Source organism: Palleronia abyssalis, from assembly GCF_900302445.1.
GTDB classification, from domain to species: Bacteria; Pseudomonadota; Alphaproteobacteria; order Rhodobacterales; family Rhodobacteraceae; genus Palleronia; species Palleronia abyssalis.
The window spans coordinates 1-16,273 of the sequence record NZ_ONZF01000004.1; the positions used below are offsets into that span (position 1 = coordinate 1).

Annotated in this window: 13 protein-coding genes and 3 pseudogenes; 9 read left to right on the plus strand and 7 right to left on the minus strand. The window is 60.3% G+C overall.

The window, feature by feature from the left end:
- Positions 1-358: integrase core domain-containing protein (locus PAA8504_RS10200; protein WP_146190479.1), on the plus strand; the 358-nt coding region annotated here is incomplete at its 5' end.
- 161 nt (positions 359-519) lie between these two features.
- Here PAA8504_RS10200 and PAA8504_RS21780 read toward each other — a convergent pair.
- Together PAA8504_RS21780 and PAA8504_RS21785 are read right to left on the minus strand one after the other, a co-directional pair.
- On the minus strand, positions 520-1,752 hold the full coding sequence (locus PAA8504_RS21780) for a hypothetical protein (protein WP_146190480.1): 1,233 nt from the start codon (positions 1,750-1,752) through the stop codon (positions 520-522).
- An 8-nt stretch (positions 1,753-1,760) separates the two neighbouring features.
- Entirely contained in the window at positions 1,761-2,126 is a 366-nt protein-coding gene (locus tag PAA8504_RS21785; RefSeq protein ID WP_146190481.1) for a hypothetical protein, read from the minus strand.
- A gap of 782 nt (positions 2,127-2,908) precedes the next feature.
- Here PAA8504_RS21785 and PAA8504_RS10205 point away from each other — a divergent pair.
- Together PAA8504_RS10205 and PAA8504_RS10210 are read left to right on the plus strand one after the other, a co-directional pair.
- A pseudogene (locus PAA8504_RS10205) lies at positions 2,909-3,877 on the plus strand (tyrosine-type recombinase/integrase).
- 12 nt (positions 3,878-3,889) lie between these two features.
- A pseudogene (locus PAA8504_RS10210) lies at positions 3,890-5,084 on the plus strand (IS91 family transposase).
- 605 nt (positions 5,085-5,689) lie between these two features.
- Here PAA8504_RS10210 and PAA8504_RS10215 read toward each other — a convergent pair.
- The 4 genes and pseudogenes from PAA8504_RS10215 to PAA8504_RS10230 all read right to left on the minus strand — a co-directional run.
- Positions 5,690-8,398, minus strand: a complete 2,709-nt coding sequence (locus PAA8504_RS10215) for a WD40 repeat domain-containing protein (RefSeq protein WP_108894098.1) — start codon at positions 8,396-8,398, stop codon at positions 5,690-5,692.
- 284 nt (positions 8,399-8,682) lie between these two features.
- Positions 8,683-9,075 (minus strand): hypothetical protein, encoded by a 393-nt coding sequence (locus PAA8504_RS10220; protein WP_108894099.1) that lies wholly within the window; start codon positions 9,073-9,075, stop codon positions 8,683-8,685.
- A 488-nt stretch (positions 9,076-9,563) separates the two neighbouring features.
- Positions 9,564-9,887: an SH3 domain-containing protein gene (locus tag PAA8504_RS10225; protein WP_108894100.1), complete on the minus strand. Its 324-nt coding sequence runs from the start codon at positions 9,885-9,887 to the stop codon at positions 9,564-9,566.
- A gap of 190 nt (positions 9,888-10,077) precedes the next feature.
- Positions 10,078-10,458 (minus strand): annotated as a pseudogene (locus PAA8504_RS10230) (IS5/IS1182 family transposase); the annotation flags it as partial.
- 358 nt (positions 10,459-10,816) lie between these two features.
- Between PAA8504_RS10230 and PAA8504_RS10235 the strand changes: the two are divergent.
- Genes PAA8504_RS10235 through arsH form a run of 4 tightly spaced genes read left to right on the plus strand, consistent with a single transcriptional unit; the run spans position 10,817 to position 13,297 of the window.
- The gene (locus PAA8504_RS10235; RefSeq protein ID WP_108894101.1) at positions 10,817-11,152 is read left to right on the plus strand and encodes an ArsR/SmtB family transcription factor; all 336 of its coding nucleotides are present in this window, start codon (positions 10,817-10,819) and stop codon (positions 11,150-11,152) included.
- Positions 11,153-11,162: 10 nt separating this feature from the next.
- Complete coding sequence (gene arsB, locus PAA8504_RS10240) at positions 11,163-12,227, plus strand: ACR3 family arsenite efflux transporter (protein WP_108894102.1); 1,065 nt, start codon at positions 11,163-11,165, stop codon at positions 12,225-12,227.
- Positions 12,227-12,565 (plus strand): thioredoxin domain-containing protein, encoded by a 339-nt coding sequence (locus PAA8504_RS10245; protein WP_219928921.1) that lies wholly within the window; start codon positions 12,227-12,229, stop codon positions 12,563-12,565. Before arsB ends, PAA8504_RS10245 begins: the two co-directional genes overlap by 1 nt.
- Positions 12,566-12,586: 21 nt before the next feature.
- Positions 12,587-13,297 (plus strand): arsenical resistance protein ArsH, encoded by a 711-nt coding sequence (gene arsH, locus PAA8504_RS10250; protein ID WP_108894103.1) that lies wholly within the window; start codon positions 12,587-12,589, stop codon positions 13,295-13,297.
- An 87-nt stretch (positions 13,298-13,384) separates the two neighbouring features.
- Here the strand turns inward: arsH and PAA8504_RS10255 are convergent, their stop codons facing one another.
- On the minus strand, positions 13,385-13,597 hold the full coding sequence (locus PAA8504_RS10255; protein WP_108894104.1) for a hypothetical protein: 213 nt from the start codon (positions 13,595-13,597) through the stop codon (positions 13,385-13,387).
- A 133-nt stretch (positions 13,598-13,730) separates the two neighbouring features.
- On the opposite strand from PAA8504_RS10255, the gene PAA8504_RS10260 reads away from it, so the two are divergent.
- Together PAA8504_RS10260 and chrA are read left to right on the plus strand one after the other, a co-directional pair.
- Entirely contained in the window at positions 13,731-14,045 is a 315-nt protein-coding gene (locus PAA8504_RS10260; RefSeq protein WP_108894105.1) for a PadR family transcriptional regulator, read from the plus strand.
- The gene (gene chrA, locus PAA8504_RS10265) at positions 14,014-15,240 is read left to right on the plus strand and encodes a chromate efflux transporter (protein ID WP_108894106.1); all 1,227 of its coding nucleotides are present in this window, start codon (positions 14,014-14,016) and stop codon (positions 15,238-15,240) included. The genes PAA8504_RS10260 and chrA overlap by 32 nt, the downstream gene beginning before the upstream one ends.
- Positions 15,241-16,273: the final 1,033 nt, after the last annotated feature.

A 16,273-nucleotide genomic window follows, 5' to 3' on the forward strand; every position in this document is an offset into this window, starting at 1 on the left:
CGGTCATGTTCGCTCGGACAACGGCCCGGAGTTCATCGCCAAAGCTGTTCGGGACTGGATCAATGCCATGGGAGCGAAGACAGCATTCATCGAGCCCGGCAGTCCTTGGGAGAACGGCTACTGTGAGAGCTTCAACTCGAAGCTCCGCGACGAGCTGCTGAACGGCGAGATCTTCTATAGCCTCGCCGAAGCCAAGATCATTATCGAGAGCTGGCGCAGGCATTACAACACGAAGCGACCGCACTCATCCTTGGGCTACCGGCCCCCAGCACCCGAGGTGGTGCAGTGGCCGGCTCCGCAATCCGGAGCCGCTTCGCCGGCCACTCCGGCCGTAGCGCCGAGTCCCGTCATGCACTAAGACTGAAACCGGACCTCCCGATTGGGGCAGGCCAGCCCCAACCTGCAGGTCGCACCAAGCGCTGGGGCGCCTGGTGCCAATCCGAAGTTCCTATCGGCTTGGATCTGAAAAAGCCGACCTTTACTGCGCGGGTCGCGATCGGCTGTGGGGCGGAAGGGTGTTTATTCCTCGCAACCCCGAATTGGGCCGTAAAAAGAAGTGAACCTTGCGCCTGCCGACACTTTATCCCTAACGATAGATGTAGATCGTGCGCGATCCTTAACGTGCTTCCATCGGGTTAACAAATCTTTATTAAACTCTTCTCTTAAACCGGCGAGCCCAAAAAAATTAAACTCCTTGTGCAAGTTTATGCGCATATCCATGCGCCGCCCTCGCTCAGCCGTTCGGGTAAGATAGTCCCAAAATATACTTTCATTTATCGGATTCTTGTCAAATCTGAGTGGGCATATTGGGACTGTTCCCTCTGGAAGGTCGACGGACCTTTGCTCCCTGAGCATTTCTGACAAATAAATTCCATGAATCCTCGCAGAAACCGAGTCCGCCCACTTACGTGTTAATCTCCAGTACTCGTCGGAGAGATCCTTTTGGCCGTCAGCCTCCAGTGCTTCAGCAATTGCAAAATTAATAATTGAATATCGAAGTATGGGGTGCGGGTGAAACTCTGCGCTCGCGATATCTAAAGACCTACTCCTTATGTCAAATAACGAAACCAGAAGTGCAATTGTGATAATTGATTCGCTCAAGGCCGCGCTAGGGGGTAGACCATGCTTCTTAAAAAGTTGCGTCTTTGCTATGACACTCGGCGCAAAGTACATTGCCGCAAATTGATCAGCCGCGACCTCATACCCCTGCCTAAAGTCGAATTCTGAATATCCCAGTGTGTCGCTCGTCATCTCACTGTCATTAGATCTGCAATATTCAAAATATTCGAGATGGCCAAGGCTTACATGGCCAAGTTCGTGGTGAAGAAGAAAATTTACAAAGTCAAACACCGATTGGATCAAGGTAAAATCCGCCGGATGATTGCAGTATTCCATGGCAAGACTCTGGGCCGTCTCTTGGCAAAATGCCTCATTCGGATCAAAAACTAGCTTGAGCCTGGTTGGAATGTGAAATTCGATTTGCCGCCTGTCAGTGTAAGATTGAACATGATCGACTGGATCAATCTTAGTAGAGAATCTAAAAAGACTAGACAGCAAGATAAAGCGATCAAGAAGTCCAAGCGGGAAGTAGATCTTGTAGTTATTGGGCGCAAGCCTTCGAACGCTTACCTGAATTCCATGGCTTTCGAACGGGCGCAAAGCGATGGTCGCGCTGTGTCGAGCAGCGAGTGAATCGATATTGGAGCGGAGATGCGAGGTGATTTCTGAAAATAGTTGAGCCGTCGAAAGCATATTAAACTTCACCGAGGAACTTTGCCTTCACAAATCTTGCGCAGTCCAAATTTAATAATAAGGGCAGTAACAACGAAAACTGGGGGACCGCCTAATGCCGACAGTGCAACATCTAAGACAGCAAGAATTACATCGCGCGACACAATTTCTTCGTTCGACTTAATGAACTCCCTAACTTCATCGCGGCTGCATAATTGTCCACGAAGTTCGACGATGTGATCCGCAAGAATAGTGCGGCCGAGCGCCTTTCCTGTTTCTTCATTGCCTTCACTGGCTCCAAAAGCAACAAGCCCGTCACTATTGGCGAGCTTCAGATAAAGATTATCAGCGTCCAGTCGGAGTAAATTCTCAATTTGACGTATAGATTCTTTCAATGTTGCGATATCCTCTTGACATTGACATTGACATTGACATTGACATTGACATTGATGATCGCGCGGAATAAGAACGGAAAAGTCGAAATATTTGCAAGACGCGTTCGGCCTCCAAGGCTGCTAAGTTCATCCTTGACTAGAATGACCTGAAGATCCATCAAATAGTTTGAGAGCGACAAGGTCTTTGCATGACTGCCTTCTAAGTGTATCTCGAGATACGTCTGCACGCCCCTTTTGGTTGCAGAATTTTTAGGGATACCCCGCGGTCATCGATATGACAGCCTCGCGCAATCCGGGCTCATGACCACCTTTCCACGCTGCACAAATCCGTGGCTCGCCAAGATTTGCCAACGCCCGGTTCCTACGCTTTGCCGTCACGCAAAGAGCCGCATGCTGCGTTTGCAGCGGACTACCGGAAGGTCCGCTCAGCGGTCTCTGGCCGTCGGAAAATGCTGCGCGACGCAAGAACGACCGCTACGGTGAAGCTGCGCCGCGGCGTGGTCACCCAATCCCAAGGTCGGCAATGGTGTAGGTTTTCCGATGCGGGTCGCGGCGGAATGCTGCTGGCTCACGCGACCACGACCTGCGTTAGAAAACCTTCACCACAGCTGACCTTCGGCGCTCGAATCGACCGGGTCCGCTCAAGGCCCACGGACGAAGCCGCTCCGCGGCATTGGCGCTTTTGGCTTATGGCGTGAGCCGCCTGTAACGTTGAGCATTTTGTGATGCGGCCGACCTGGCTGACGATTGGGACCTTCTCAATCATCAGACAGGAGGTTCCCATGACGGAGGAGAGAGTAACACCGCTGCGCCAGCGGATGATCGAAGACATGCGCATCCGCGGAATGGTCGACAAAGCGCAGAAGTCCCATCTTCGGGCGATCAAGGATTTTGCGGCCTTCCTTGGACGACCGCCCGACGCGGCGACGCCGGATGATCTGCGCGCCTACCAGCTCCACATGACGGACACCGGGGTCACGCCATCGACGTTCAACGTGCGGATCGTGGCACTGCGGTTCTTCTTCGGCATGACCTGCGGGCGGGAGGAGATGAAGCGTTACATGCAATTCCGCACCGAACCGCGGAAACTGCCGGTCGTGTTCAGCGTCGAGGAGGTGTCCGACATCTTGATGGCGGCGCCGGGGCCCGGGCTCAAGTATCGTGCCGCGCTCAGCATCTCCTACGGCGCGGGGCTCCGGGCGGCCGAGGTCTGCAACCTCAAGATCGGCGGCATCGACAGCGACCGGATGCTGATCCACGTCGAGCAGGGCAAGGGCCAGAAGGACCGCAAGGTCATGCTGTCGCCCGGATTGCTGGAGCTGTTGCGCGCCTGGTGGCGCGAGGCCCGGCCGGAGGGTTGGCTGTTCCCCGCTGCCCGGCAGGCGAATGCACGCATTCGCTGAGAGGGGGCAAGCCGAAGATCAACCCGATCTCACCGCGCCAACTGAACCGCGTTTTCACCTCGGCCAAACACATGGCCGGGGTCAAGAAGCCCGCCACCTTGCACACGCTGCGCCACAGCTTCGCGACGCACCTGTTGGAGGCCAACATGGACGTGCGGGTGATCCAGGTGCTCCTCGGCCACGGCCCGAGCTGACGACCACCGCGCGATACACCCATGTGGCCACTCACTGCCCGGCAGTGCATTGCGCAGCAATGTCACGAGAGGAGAGACGATCCGCGACACGGTCAGCCCCTACGAGATGCTGGCCAGGTTGCAGGATCAGACGGTGAAGCGAAGTCTGGAGTGACCGGGCGCCGGGGTGGCCCGGCCAAAGCTGGAGATTGCTGACATCTTCCGTGCCCATGGTCCTGCGTGGCGACAGGCCAATGCCGGGCGTATCAGCCTGTCCCAGCTCAAGGTGATGTCAGCGATCGAGGCCTGCCGGACCGAGGCGCTCGGCGGGCATGTTGCCGGCTGTGCCAAGTGCGGCCATCACCATATTGCCTACAATTCCTGCAAGAACCGCCACTGCCCGAAATGTCAGGGACCGGCGGCGCGCGACTGGATGGCGGCGGGCCGAAGACCTGCTGCCCGTGGAATACTTCCACGTCGTTTTCACCCTTCCGGCGGAGATCGCGCGGATCGCGTTCTGGAACAAGAAGGCGGTCTACGGGCTGCTGTTCAAGGCATCGGCGCAAACGGTGATAACCATCGCGGCCGATCCCAAGCGCATGGGCGCGCGCGTGGGCATGACCAGCGTGCTGCACATCTGGGGATCGGCGCTGACGCACCACCCGCACATCCACATGATCGTTCCGGGTGGCGGCCTGTCGCCCGACGGCACTAGGTGGGTTGCCTGCAAGCCGGGGTTCTTCCTGCATGTGCGGGTTCTATCGCGGCTGTTTCGACGCCTGTTTCTGGACGGGCTGAGGGATCTGCACCGCGCCGGTCAGCTGGCCTTCTTCGGCGATCTGGCCGAGTTGGCCGATGCTGACACCTTCACCGCCTAGCTCGCCCCCTTCCGCAAAACCGAATGGGTGGTCTATGCCAAGCCGCCCTTCGGAGGACCCGACACCGTGCTGGCCTACCTGAGCCGCTATACCCACCGGGTGGCGATCTCGAACGCCCGCCTGATCAGCGCCGATGCCCAGACCGTCGCCTTCCGCTGGAAGGATTACCGCGTAAAATCCGGGGACCGGCAAAAGGTCATGCGACTGGCCACGCCCGAGTTCATCCGCCGCTTCCTGATCCACGTCCTGCCCGACAACTTCCACCGCATCCGGCATTACGGTCTGCTGGCCAGCTCGGCCCGCAAGGCCAACATCAGAAAGGCCCGCGCCTTGCTCTGCGTCCAACAGCCTGAACAGGTCGCCGTGCCGGAACCACAGGCCGAGGCTCCGCTCACCCTGCGCGAGCCATGCCCCTGCTGCGGCGGGCCCATGCGCATCATTGAGATCTTCAGGCGAGGACAGAAACCAATGTCGCGCGCACCTCCGAGGGAGCAGGCAGCATGACACACCCCCTATCGTCCGCCACAGAACAGCAACGGCTGTGCCTCGCAGATCCGGCCAAGCCCGCGTGCGCTTATCGTTCCGCGGCACGACACACGGCGGCAATCACGGCGCAACCAGCAGCTTTGTCGGGATCACCGAACGAGTTTGCCCCCGTCTCAGGCGCCATGCGAACCTTCAGCCGCACCCCTGAAGCAGTCGCTGCCTCGCCCGTCCGCGTACTTTCCCCATAGATTGCGCCAAGACCCCCGCGGCTTCCTCCTTGGGAGGTTTTCCAACACGGGTCGTGGTCCCGCCAGTGCGCAACGTTTCGCCGCGATCCGCATCAGAAAACCTTCACCGAAGCCGAAATTCGTCATCAGCTTAATGTGCTGCATCGCGGCCACTGAAAGCTGCCGTTCGCCGCATTTGCGAACCGCGGTAACGGTCGGAGGTCAGCTATGCGCACTAAGAGGCAATTAAGTCTGCCTGCCGGACGTCACCCCGGGCTTATGTCCGTATGCCCCAAGGCTTGCGACAATTTCGGTCAACAGCGGTTTACGACAGTCCCGACGGCCGACTCTTGACGCAGTGCATCGTTGCCTCTGCATGCACCTTCCGCGCTTGGGTCACCGAGGTTGCACTCGCTCGGATTGGATTTGATCCTGGACGTCCTGGGAAAGGCCAGACCAGACGAGGTCGACCAACTGAGCGCCATCCGGAACATCCTCGGCCCCCCAGTCGAACGTAATTCGAGGGGGACCATAAGAGAGCCTATGGCCGTCTATGCTGTATGATGCCGCATCCATCGGGGCATAATCTCCAGGTTCAGGTGGGAGTTCGTTTCCGTCGAGGTCCACGACAGTGATCCCGCCCTCTGAATTGCCCGACTGCGTCACGATGACGACGGCCGAGCCTTCGCGGGTCCAGTATACGGGACGTCCACCGGGAATGGTCAGGATCTCGCCACCGCCTTCGTCGAAAAGAACGCTGGATTCGCCGGTCAGGATAAAGGCTTCACCATGCGGCGATGGCCATATCGACTGTCCGGCGACCGCGCCGGTTCCTGGCGGCAAGGCAAACCGATCGATGAAAGACCCGTTCTTGTAGATCAGGATTTCCGTCGGGGAAATGTCTGGTCTTCCGGGTACTCCTCCCGAGATATCCGGTCGGGCAGGTATCCCACCGGGCACTTCAGGCCTTCCGGGTATCTCTCCAGGCATGCCCGGTTGTCCGGGCACACCACCGGACATCATAAGCTTCATCCCGGAAATGAAGAGCCGTCCGTCGCCGCCCCATCCCATCGGATTGGGACTTACAAGATCCGCGGGAACCGGCACCTCTTCGACCATTTCGCCAGTATCCGCTGCGAACAGCATGATGCGGCCATCATTACCGGCGGCAACCAATCGCCCGTCAGGAGAAAAGCCACCGCTAAATACGGAATCTCTTTGAAACTCATCGTAAACAAGATCGGGGATCATCAAATCCCTGACGAGCGTGCCGTCGCTCGACCGGAAAATAGAGACCCTGTCGCGGGTTTCGGGAAGCAGGATGAACTGCGATCCGTCCGGGGAGAAAAAGACCGTCGACAGCGTGTTGAAGTTGGTGGCGGGAAGGTCAGCATGGGTGATCGCTACGACGATCTCGCCGAGTTCAACGTCGACCAGATGTGCTGAAAACGACTGCTGATCGGGCCGAGGTTGCATCACGACGCCGCGCGATCCTGTGCGATTGACGACGTAGATGGCCTGCTGTCGATCTTCGAGGATGGCGGGGCGAGCCGCGTAGGACCTCCGCAGCATCCTGTGCGCCTCATCGAACCGTTCGAGATCGCTCGCTGATGGGTTGGCCGGTATCCCTTTCAGCGAGGCGATGATCGCCTCCTGTTTCTGCCCGGCCGCCAAGTGACGCGCGGCAATCCGCGCGAAGTCTCGGGATGCATCGTCAGCCGACAGATTGAGAGCCGTATTGACCGCCGATATTCCTGCTCCTTGTGCCGCATCCGGAACGATGGAAACGGCCAAATCAAACAGGTCCATACCAGTCGGGACGCCCTTGCCGCGATAGCGAGGTCCGCTGTTCTCTCCCAAAGAAGAGACCCCCAGAAGATCGCCCTCCGTGGAGAAGACCATCGCACCGAAGGGACCATAATCCTGCGCTATCGGGTCGATCAGATGACCGTCCAGGTCACGTACAACAAGCTGGAGATCCTCAGCGTTCGCGGCATATAAGTTCGCCGGCCATACGATGGCCTCTCCACCACGCGTCAAGAAGGCCGGCATAGGAGAGCCCGGCATCACGGACCTTAGGCCTGTCTCTTTGGAGGCTACAATAGCACCGGAATCCCCGGAGAGCACGAAATCGTCGCGTCCGGGATCTCGTGCGAAAGAGTAGGTCTCAACATCAAAATCGTCCAACACTGTTTTTTCGATGCCTGGTCCGATTTCGACGAGACGGCCTACCTTGTCCGAGAGCGACAAGAGAAGATTTCCGATCGCGGGTCCGCCAATGGTGAGGTTTTCCTCGTCGAGTCCGCGCAGGTTGGCTTCTCCAATGTCGAGAATTCCGCCAAGTTCGGTTTCGCCCACAAGAAAGCTTTTGTCGGAGAGCCAGCCTAAAACTCCGCGGGAGGTCGTAGGTCCAGTTATTTTGGCCATCTCGAAGCTGCGCTCAAAAATCAATTCCCCGCTTCGGCTATCCCTAATCACAAGGCCATTAGGACCACCGATCGCGAACAGTCGACTATCATCCGAGAAGCCCAGAGGTCTTTTCATGTCTTCGATCGCCACATCGAAGATTCGCTCACCAGTCACCGTATCGATGATGACGATGACACCGCCACCATAGAGGCTGGCTGATGCGTAGGCTCCATCAGGCGAGAATCTAAGATCCGAATCTGCGCGTAGACCCGTGGGGCTTTCGGCTATTTCAGCCGAAGCGATTTCGGCAATCATTGCGCCGCTTTGAGCGTCATGCAACGTGAGCGGGCGTCGATCGCCATCCGGGGCTCCATCAGCGATCAGCATTCGAGTACCGCCCGGATCGGTCGCTGCCACCACGCGATCGGAGTCCTCGATCACGACGATCCGGGAGGCGACCGCCCGCCAAAGGGCCTCCATGGCCTCTGGATAGAGATCGAGCTCCTCGACCGTCGGTTCGCTCGGGAGTGCCTCGAGAACAGCTCGAATGGCACCTTCGCGGTCCCCGCGTCCGAGCGATCTCAGCGACGCCTCCGCCGCGGCGCCGTCCTTCGGAAGAATCTGGTTTTGGTCTTGGGCATTGGTTTGGACTGTCAGGAGAATAACAGCCGTTGCAGATATGATGGAGCGCATCATAGGTCGGACCTCCATGGCGGAAGGAAACACAAGGTGACCCAAGGTAACCTTGCGTTCGCCGATCGAGTCAATTGCCCCGATGGATGCTATTCGGCATCGTCACGAACCAGTCCGGTACGGGGCGCTTTCTGAGGAGAGCGGCAAGGCGCCAGCCTGCTGCGATTTGCGGCGCAAACCCGGACGCAGCCGTCTCGGGCGTGCCGCCAGACCAGTCAGAAGCGCAGCCCAAAACCCCGAGATCTACCTCTTACACCAAAAAAACGATAGTATCCCGAAAAGGTTATCTAACCCGCAGCTTCCTGAATCTCCACGCGTGAGACCTGCCCGCCGGAGCCATAGACCCGCACGAAGACAAACCCGATAACTCGGTTCCGGATACGATCGACAGTGTGGTGAGTACGGTCATAATCGCACTTGCCCTGGATCATTGCTCGGCGCTCGGAGGTCGTGAAGAATGGATCCGGCTCCTCACCGTCGGGATTGCCAAATCTGTGCACATTCGCCCGATCCTGCTGAACGATGGCGCAGACGCTGTTGAGGGCTACGCCTTCCGAACTGTAGGTATCACGCGGGCTTAGTGTCGCGAAATACTCAAACATGACGCCCTGCGCATTCGCCGTGCCAAGACCTAGGCTGCCCCAAAAGAACAAAGAAAGCGCGATCGGAGAATATTTCATCGGAGATCCTTTCGGGAATGAGTCGACAACGGAACTTAAACGTCATAGCCGAGCTAAGCGCGACCGGACCGTAAAGCGCTACCTAAAATGGTTCAGGACGCCTCATAGTGGTCATAGCGGCGCGGACCTCCAACAAGCGGTACGGGCTCGGCTGGCCTGTACCGGACTCTTACACGTTGTGCCGCTATTAAAAGAGGTCAGCGACACAACTGCCCTATTGGACCGCAGTCCGAACCTTCATTCAAACCGCAGCGAACGGCAGCTCCCCGTCGGTTCTGTGGGAAAACACCCGTTCGCGAGCGCAGAAATCGACGGCCGGTAAATGCGCACGCCTTTCGCATCAGGCTTTTTGCGCTTGCTGCGGTGCGGGAAGGATCTTCGCCAGTTTCCTGAGGTTCCGGGCCGTGGCTGCGAGGAGGAATTCATCTTTCGCGCCGCATGGTCTTACCTGCCTGAAGGAAGAAGCTTCCGGGATCTCGGCCAATAGGCTATCCTGCCCATCTCCCCAGCCAGTTGCCATGGACCCAGCCTTTACGGCGGGGATTGCCGTAATACACGCCCCACCACTTGCCGCTCTGGGCACACGGGCGAACGCCGTCGCCGTTATGCAGTTCGTCGATCTTGCGGTAATTCGTCCCCGGACCCGTGCGAACGGCCAGAAAGCCATCTCCGTTCGGATCGAGGCCTTGAACCGTGGCTCCTAGGCATCCGGCGGCCTGGTCATCCTCCACAATTCGGAAGTCCATATCCAGTTGTTGCGCTGAAAGTGGAGAGCAGGATAGCGCAACTATCGTGGCGATAGCATACCTCATCAACGCAATTCCTTTTCTTTGATATTAGAACCCACTCTACTCTTCAAGCCCGTCACCCTGCAACAACGTTGTCAGCTGAAGCTGGGTGGTGGGTCTGGCATGCCAACGCCCATGTTCAAATCCTCTATTGAGCTAATGCCGTAGACGGCCCCTGCATGACCGTAAGGCTCCCAAAGGACAGAATGCGTCAGAACAGCATCTCGACCTTCTTCCGCAGCTTCATCGAGACGGCGTATTGCTCTGTCCTGGCAATATCGCGGGCATTCTGGCGGGCATCTTCGTCTTCCTCGCGGGTAATGGACCTGGCATCGGCGTTCGGGCAGCAGTGCTGTTTCGACGTGCAGGCCTGGCAGGTCATTTTCAGGGCGCGGTATTTGGCCCGACCCTCACTGGTCGGCCCCCGGTTCGGGTCGTAGTATTTCCGGCGGAACTGCTTCAGTTTCTGACCCTCGGGGCAGACGTATTGGTCGTTCTCAGCGTCCCACTCGAAGTCCGCCCGGCTCCAGCTGCCATCGCTGCGGCCAGACTTGTCTAAGACCGGGATGTGCGGTGCGATCTTGCGCTCGACCAATGTGATTGCGCCACAACAGCGAACTTCCGCTTGCCGCCGTCAGGGTCGATCACTCAGATCGGGCGGGGCGGGAGTGGCGGAACGTCCGCTTCCACGTCGGGGCTAAGGTGCGCTCGCACCAGCGGCGAACTTCCGGAATCCGCCCCTTCCTCCTTGAGTGAGCGCCAACGCGATCGGCCCGCAGCGGACCTTGGCTGGGTTCGGCTACGCCGCGACGCAGCTTCACCGAACCGGCCATTCGTCCATCGCGCAGCATTTTTTTGTGCCTGAATGACCGCTGTGCGGACAAAGCCGACCTTCCCGCGCGAGAGGGCTACTGGACTTGACACGCACTCATTGAATCCACCACTCATGATATATGGATAAGCCTGACGCTCTTGAAGCATTCGCTGCCCTTAGCCAGCCAACCCGGCTCGATGTGTTTCGCCTCCTCATCAAGGCTGGCGAAGCCGGCATGTCAGCCGGCGACATCGGCGAGACCCTCGGCGTGCGCCAGAACACGATGTCGGCCAACCTGTCGATCCTGGCCCGCTCCGGCTTGATCCGGAACGAGCGGGAGGGCCGCAGCATTCGCTACTTCGCCGACATGGACGGCGTGCGGGGGCTGCTGGCGTTCCTGATGGAGGATTGCTGCGCCGGGCGCCCCGAGTTGTGCCAACCCGTCATCGACGCGATTGCCTGCCCCCGATCATAGGAACACTGCAATGGCCGACACCTCACTTTCCGCCGCGGCGGGTCTGGGCACCTTCGAGCGCTGGCTTTCGGTCTGGGTGGCGCTTGCCATCGGTGCGGGACTTCTGCTCGGGAACCTATTCCCCGGCCTCTTCGGCGCGTTGGCCGCGCTGGAGGTCGCCTCGGTCAACCTGCCTGTGGCCGTCCTTATCTGGGCGATGGTTTATCCGATGATGGTCGGCGTGGATTTCGGCTCGCTGAAACGCGTGGGCGACAAGCCGAAGGGGCTCGTGGTCACGCTGGTGGTGAACTGGCTGATCAAGCCCTTTACGATGGCGGCTCTGGGCGTGCTGTTCTTCAACTATGTCTTCGCCGGACTGATCCCGCCGGACGACGCGCAGGCCTACCTGGCGGGCGTGATCCTGCTGGGTGCTGCGCCCTGCACGGCAATGGTGTTCGTCTGGTCGAACCTGACGCGCGGGGATCCGACCTACACGCTGGTGCAGGTCAGCGTGAACGACGTGATCATGGTCTTCGCCTTCGCGCCGATCGTCGCGTTCCTGCTGGGGATGACGGACATTGTAGTGCCATGGGACACGCTGCTGCTGTCGGTCGGCCTTTACGTCATGCTGCCGCTGCTGGCGGGCTACGCGACCCGACGGAGACTCATCGCACGGAACGGCGAGGCCGGGATCGACGCATTCAAGGCCCGTGTTCAGCCAGTCTCGGTCATCGGGCTCCTGTTCACTGTCGTGTTGCTCTTCGGGTTCCAGGGCGAAGTCATCCTCGACCGTCCGCTCATCATCGCGCTGATCGCCGTGCCCTTGCTGATCCAGTCGTACGGCATCTTCTTCGTGGCATATGGCGCGGCGCTGGCCTGGGGCATCCCGTTCAACGTTGCCGCCCCATGCGCCCTGATCGGCACGTCCAACTTCTTCGAGCTGTCAGTGGCCGTCGCGATCAGCCTGTTCGGACTCGGCTCGGGCGCTGCGCTGGCGACGGTCGTCGGCGTTCTCGTCGAGGTGCCGGTGATGCTGTCCCTCGTCGCCTTCGCCAACCGGACGAAGCACTGGTTCCCCGCAGAGGAAGGCGCGTGATGAACTTCGTCATCCACCACAATCCGGGCTGTAGCACCTCGCGCAACGTGCTGGCGATCATCGAGGCCTTCGGCGAGACGTCGGCGGTCATAGGGTCTCTCGAGACTGGCAGGGCCCGCGCGCAACTCGTGGCGCTGTTCGCATCGGCCGGTCTGACGCCGTGCACGGCCTTGCACACGGCGAAGTCGCCGCCGGAGGATTTGGGTCTGCTCGACCCCTCGGATGGCGACGACGTGATCCTGGACCACCCGACCCCGTCACCCGGCCCATCGTTAGTTCGCCCAAGGGGGCGCGCCCCCGCTGCCCGAGCGAGAGAGTGCTCGACCATATGCCGCTGATCGACGCGAAGGAATACCGCCTTGCCTGACACACCGAACCTCGACGAGCATCATTTCCACCGTCTCAAGACGGATCGTCTGCTACCGACCGAGTACGCCTCGCACGCGCCGCGCATCCTGCTGCTGTACGGCTCATTGCGAGAACGCTCCTTCAGTCGCCTGATGACAGAAGAAGCGGCCCGCATCCTGACAAGGTTCGGGGCCGAAACCCGAACCTATAGCCCCTCCGGCTTGCCCCTGCCCGACGATGCCGACGCAGATCATCCGAAGGTGCAGGAGCTTCGCGATCTGGTCACGTGGTCCGAGGGCATGGTCTGGTGCTCGCCCGAGCGTCACGGCGCGATGACCGGCATCATGAAAACCCAGATCGACTGGATACCGCTGTCCCTCGGCGGCGTGCGGCCCACGCAAGGCAAGACGCTGGCCGTCATGCAGGTCAGTGGCGGCTCGCAGAGCTTCAACGCGGTGAACCAGTTGCGCATCCTCGGCCGCTGGATGCGGCTTCTGACCATCCCGAACCAGTCCTCCACCCCGAAGGCGTTTCTGGAGTTCGACGAGGCGGGCCGCATGAAGCCGTCGCCATTCTACGACCGCATGGTCGATGTCATGGAAGAGCTGATGAAGTTCACGATCCTCACCCGCGACAGCAAGGCCTACCTGCTGGACCGCTACAGCGAGCGGAAGGAAAGCGCCGCCGAGCTGTCGAAGCGCGTGAACCAGAAGGCGATCTGATCAACCGTCAGACGCAACCGCTTCCGTGATGCCAGAGGCAGCCAAAGGCACTCGCCGCCTCGACGGCGGCCAGCGCGAGCTCAGCGCTCAGTCGCGCCAGGCGCTCTCGTTCTTCTGTTCGTAGTCGCTGAACGCCTTCTTCAGCCCGCCCAGCACTTCGGCGGCCGTCTCTAACATCGCCTCCAACTGCGGCTCATCGACCTTGTCGATGTCTGCGCGCAGGTGATCCATCATCTCCTGTAGACGGGTCTGCATCTGCTGGGTGTGGTGACGCGGATTTCGACCTGCTTCGCTAGCCATGCAGGCCCTCCTGTCGATATGTTCCGTTGCACCCACCGATCTCACCAGACGGGTTGCACGAGGAACCACCCTCGCTGTAGTCGGATCCCGATATCGGGTTTCGATTGCAGGGGGAGCATGGGACGAGCCCAAGATGGAACACCAGGAATTGCTTTCGGGCTTCATTCGGCCGCACGTGCTGCATCATGCCGCCGAGGGCAACCTCTACGGGAATTGGATGATCGAGGAGCTGGCACATCACGGATACAGGATCAGTCCCGGAACGCTCTATCCGATGCTGCATGCGATGGAGCGCAAGGGCTACCTGACCTCCCGCGTCGAGCGGGCGGGCCGCTCGCAACGGCGTATCTATCGCGCCACGCCCTACGGGATGGAGGCGCTGACGATGGCGCGGGAGAAAATCAGGGAGTTGTTTCATGAGGTCGCACCCGAAGACCGAGGCGCCTGACGCCGCGGCCCCCCGCGGCGCGGCCGGAGAGGTCTTTCGCGCATTCCTGAAGCTCGGCTTGACCTCGTTCGGCGGACCGATCGCGCATCTCGGCTATTTCCGCGACGAGCTGGTCCTTCGGCGCAAGTGGATCGACGAAGCAGGTTATGCCGATCTGGTGGCCCTCTGTCAGTTCCTCCCCGGTCCGGCCAGCAGTCAGGTCGGGTTTGCGCTCGGGCTGTTTCGTGGCGGCCCGTTCGGGGCGGCCGCGGCATGGGCGGCGTTCACCTTGCCGTCTACCCTGCTTCTGGTGCTGTTCGCTTACGGCGCCTCCGCGTTCGAAGGTCCGGTGGGCGCAGGCCTTCTACACGGCCTCAAGATCGTCGCCGTGGCCGTGGTCGCTCAAGCCGTCTGGGGAATGGCGCGGTCTCTCGCGCCCGATCGACAACGGGCCAGCATCGCCCTCGGGGCGATATTGATCGTGGTCTTCGCCGGCGGCTCCGTCGGGCAGATCGTGGCAATCGTCATGGGCGGCATCGCTGGTGTATGGCTCTGCCGAGCCGCCGTAGCGCCAAATGCAAACCAACTGTCGTTCGCCGTGCCGAAGCGCGTTGGAGCCGCGGCGCTCGGATTCTTCTTCGTCTTGCTGTTGCTTCTACCAATCCTGTCGGGAGCTCTGTCATCTCAAGGGATCGAACTGCTCGACGCCTTCTACCGAGCCGGCGCGCTGGTGTTCGGTGGCGGCCATGTCGTTCTTCCGCTGCTCGAGGCGGGGGTGGTCCGGCCCGGTTGGGTAAGCGAGGACGCGTTTCTTGCCGGGTATGGCGCGGCACAGGCCGTTCCGGGGCCTCTATTCACCTTCGGCGCCTATCTCGGCGCCGTCTTGGGTCCTGAACCGAACGGCGCGATCGGCGCGGTGATCGGGCTCGTCGGAATCTTTCTTCCCGGTTTCCTGCTGCTGATCGGCGTGCTGCCATTCTGGGATACGTTTCGAACCCGCCCGCGCGCTCAGGCGGCGTTGTGCGGCGCGAACGCGGCGGTGGTCGGCATCCTCGGCGCGGCGCTTTACGACCCGGTCTGGACGAGCGCGATCTTCACTTCGCGCGACTTCGCCCTCGCCTTGGTGGGCTTCGTTCTGCTGACCGTCTGGAAAACGCCGCCGTGGATCGTGGTGTGCCTTCTCGCGGCGGGAGGGACAGCGCCCGCGGTTCTTTAGAAGTAGAAGAACGCGTCCAAGGGCACGAGAGGCAGAGCCGCCGACTTGGCGGCTTCAGTCAAAATTGTCAGCAGAGTTTCGACTGATCGACATCGCCCGTAGCTCAAGTCGCGTCAGACGAGATCGTGCCGCAACGGCGAGGCTCTTTACCACTGCCGCGGGTAGTTTGGGCTCGAAGCGGTCATGCGGCGACGCAGCGGGTCGGACGCTTGGCAGTCAGCGGCGGTCGTCGCTCCCGGCCCTTCGCTGCCCTTCGCTGCCATTCGACGAGCCGACGGATCATGGTCGCTTCCGGCCAAAGACAATTCCACGCGTTCTTCGTGATGGTACTCTGCCTGAGCCGCGGGTCAGTAGTGCGCCGAGCGCTAGTCCCGCGGCAAGCGCTCCGAAAGTTCCCGCGACCGACCTTGCGGGAAGCGCAAGGTGCCAGCCCGGCGACAGGCGGCGGGGCACCACGCCATAGTCAATTACCCCGGCGGTGATGCCCGTGGCCACTGCGCCTCGGACGATGTCCGCCGTCGACGTTTCGCGACGTGCAGCGAGCCACCACGCGAGCGGCACTGCCCAGAAGATCGAGGCCCCGTGATTGATCGCCGCCCCCACACCCGTATGCGGAAGGTCGGCTTCGTCGACTTCCCCCGCCGCCGGGCCATACACGATGTGGCTGGTCGCGTTGATTGCCGCGAATGCGCTTCGCCCCGCGCTTCGCCCGAAGATGGCCAAGGCGCCGTGCACGGCAAGGCTTGCTATACTCCCGATTGCCACCGCGCGAAAAGCGATCGGGCCTCGCATTAGCCTTGTGCGTGGCACCAAGTTGCCTCGTTCATTCATGCGCCCGCCTTCCTTGGAGTGTATAAGCAGTTCGGCGACCTGTGCGCCGAACCGGGTTAGCAGGAATGGAACACGCGCGGCATGCCGACGTTCCCAATCGCTTCGGGAATACGCACGCAGTATTCGACCCGCTGCTGGCTTGCAGTGTCAGCCCGGAAACGATGTCAGGGAATATCCATACAGGGCGTAGCCGGCCTCATTG

What these genes read in the sequence shown, in the direction of transcription:
- PAA8504_RS10225 (WP_108894100.1), bottom strand. Translation starts at nt 9,887, where the DNA reads ATGAGGTATGCTATCGCCACGATAGTTGCGCTATCCTGCTCTCCACTT.
- chrA (WP_108894106.1), top strand. Translation starts at nt 14,014, where the DNA reads ATGAGGTCGCACCCGAAGACCGAGGCGCCTGACGCCGCGGCCCCCCGC.
- PAA8504_RS10215 (WP_108894098.1), bottom strand. Translation starts at nt 8,398, where the DNA reads ATGATGCGCTCCATCATATCTGCAACGGCTGTTATTCTCCTGACAGTC.
- PAA8504_RS10220 (WP_108894099.1), bottom strand. Translation starts at nt 9,075, where the DNA reads ATGAAATATTCTCCGATCGCGCTTTCTTTGTTCTTTTGGGGCAGCCTA.
- PAA8504_RS10260 (WP_108894105.1), top strand. Translation starts at nt 13,731, where the DNA reads ATGGAACACCAGGAATTGCTTTCGGGCTTCATTCGGCCGCACGTGCTG.
- PAA8504_RS21780 (WP_146190480.1), bottom strand. Translation starts at nt 1,752, where the DNA reads ATGCTTTCGACGGCTCAACTATTTTCAGAAATCACCTCGCATCTCCGC.
- PAA8504_RS10235 (WP_108894101.1), top strand. Translation starts at nt 10,817, where the DNA reads ATGGATAAGCCTGACGCTCTTGAAGCATTCGCTGCCCTTAGCCAGCCA.
- PAA8504_RS10245 (WP_219928921.1), top strand. Translation starts at nt 12,227, where the DNA reads ATGAACTTCGTCATCCACCACAATCCGGGCTGTAGCACCTCGCGCAAC.
- arsB (WP_108894102.1), top strand. Translation starts at nt 11,163, where the DNA reads ATGGCCGACACCTCACTTTCCGCCGCGGCGGGTCTGGGCACCTTCGAG.
- PAA8504_RS10255 (WP_108894104.1), bottom strand. Translation starts at nt 13,597, where the DNA reads ATGGCTAGCGAAGCAGGTCGAAATCCGCGTCACCACACCCAGCAGATG.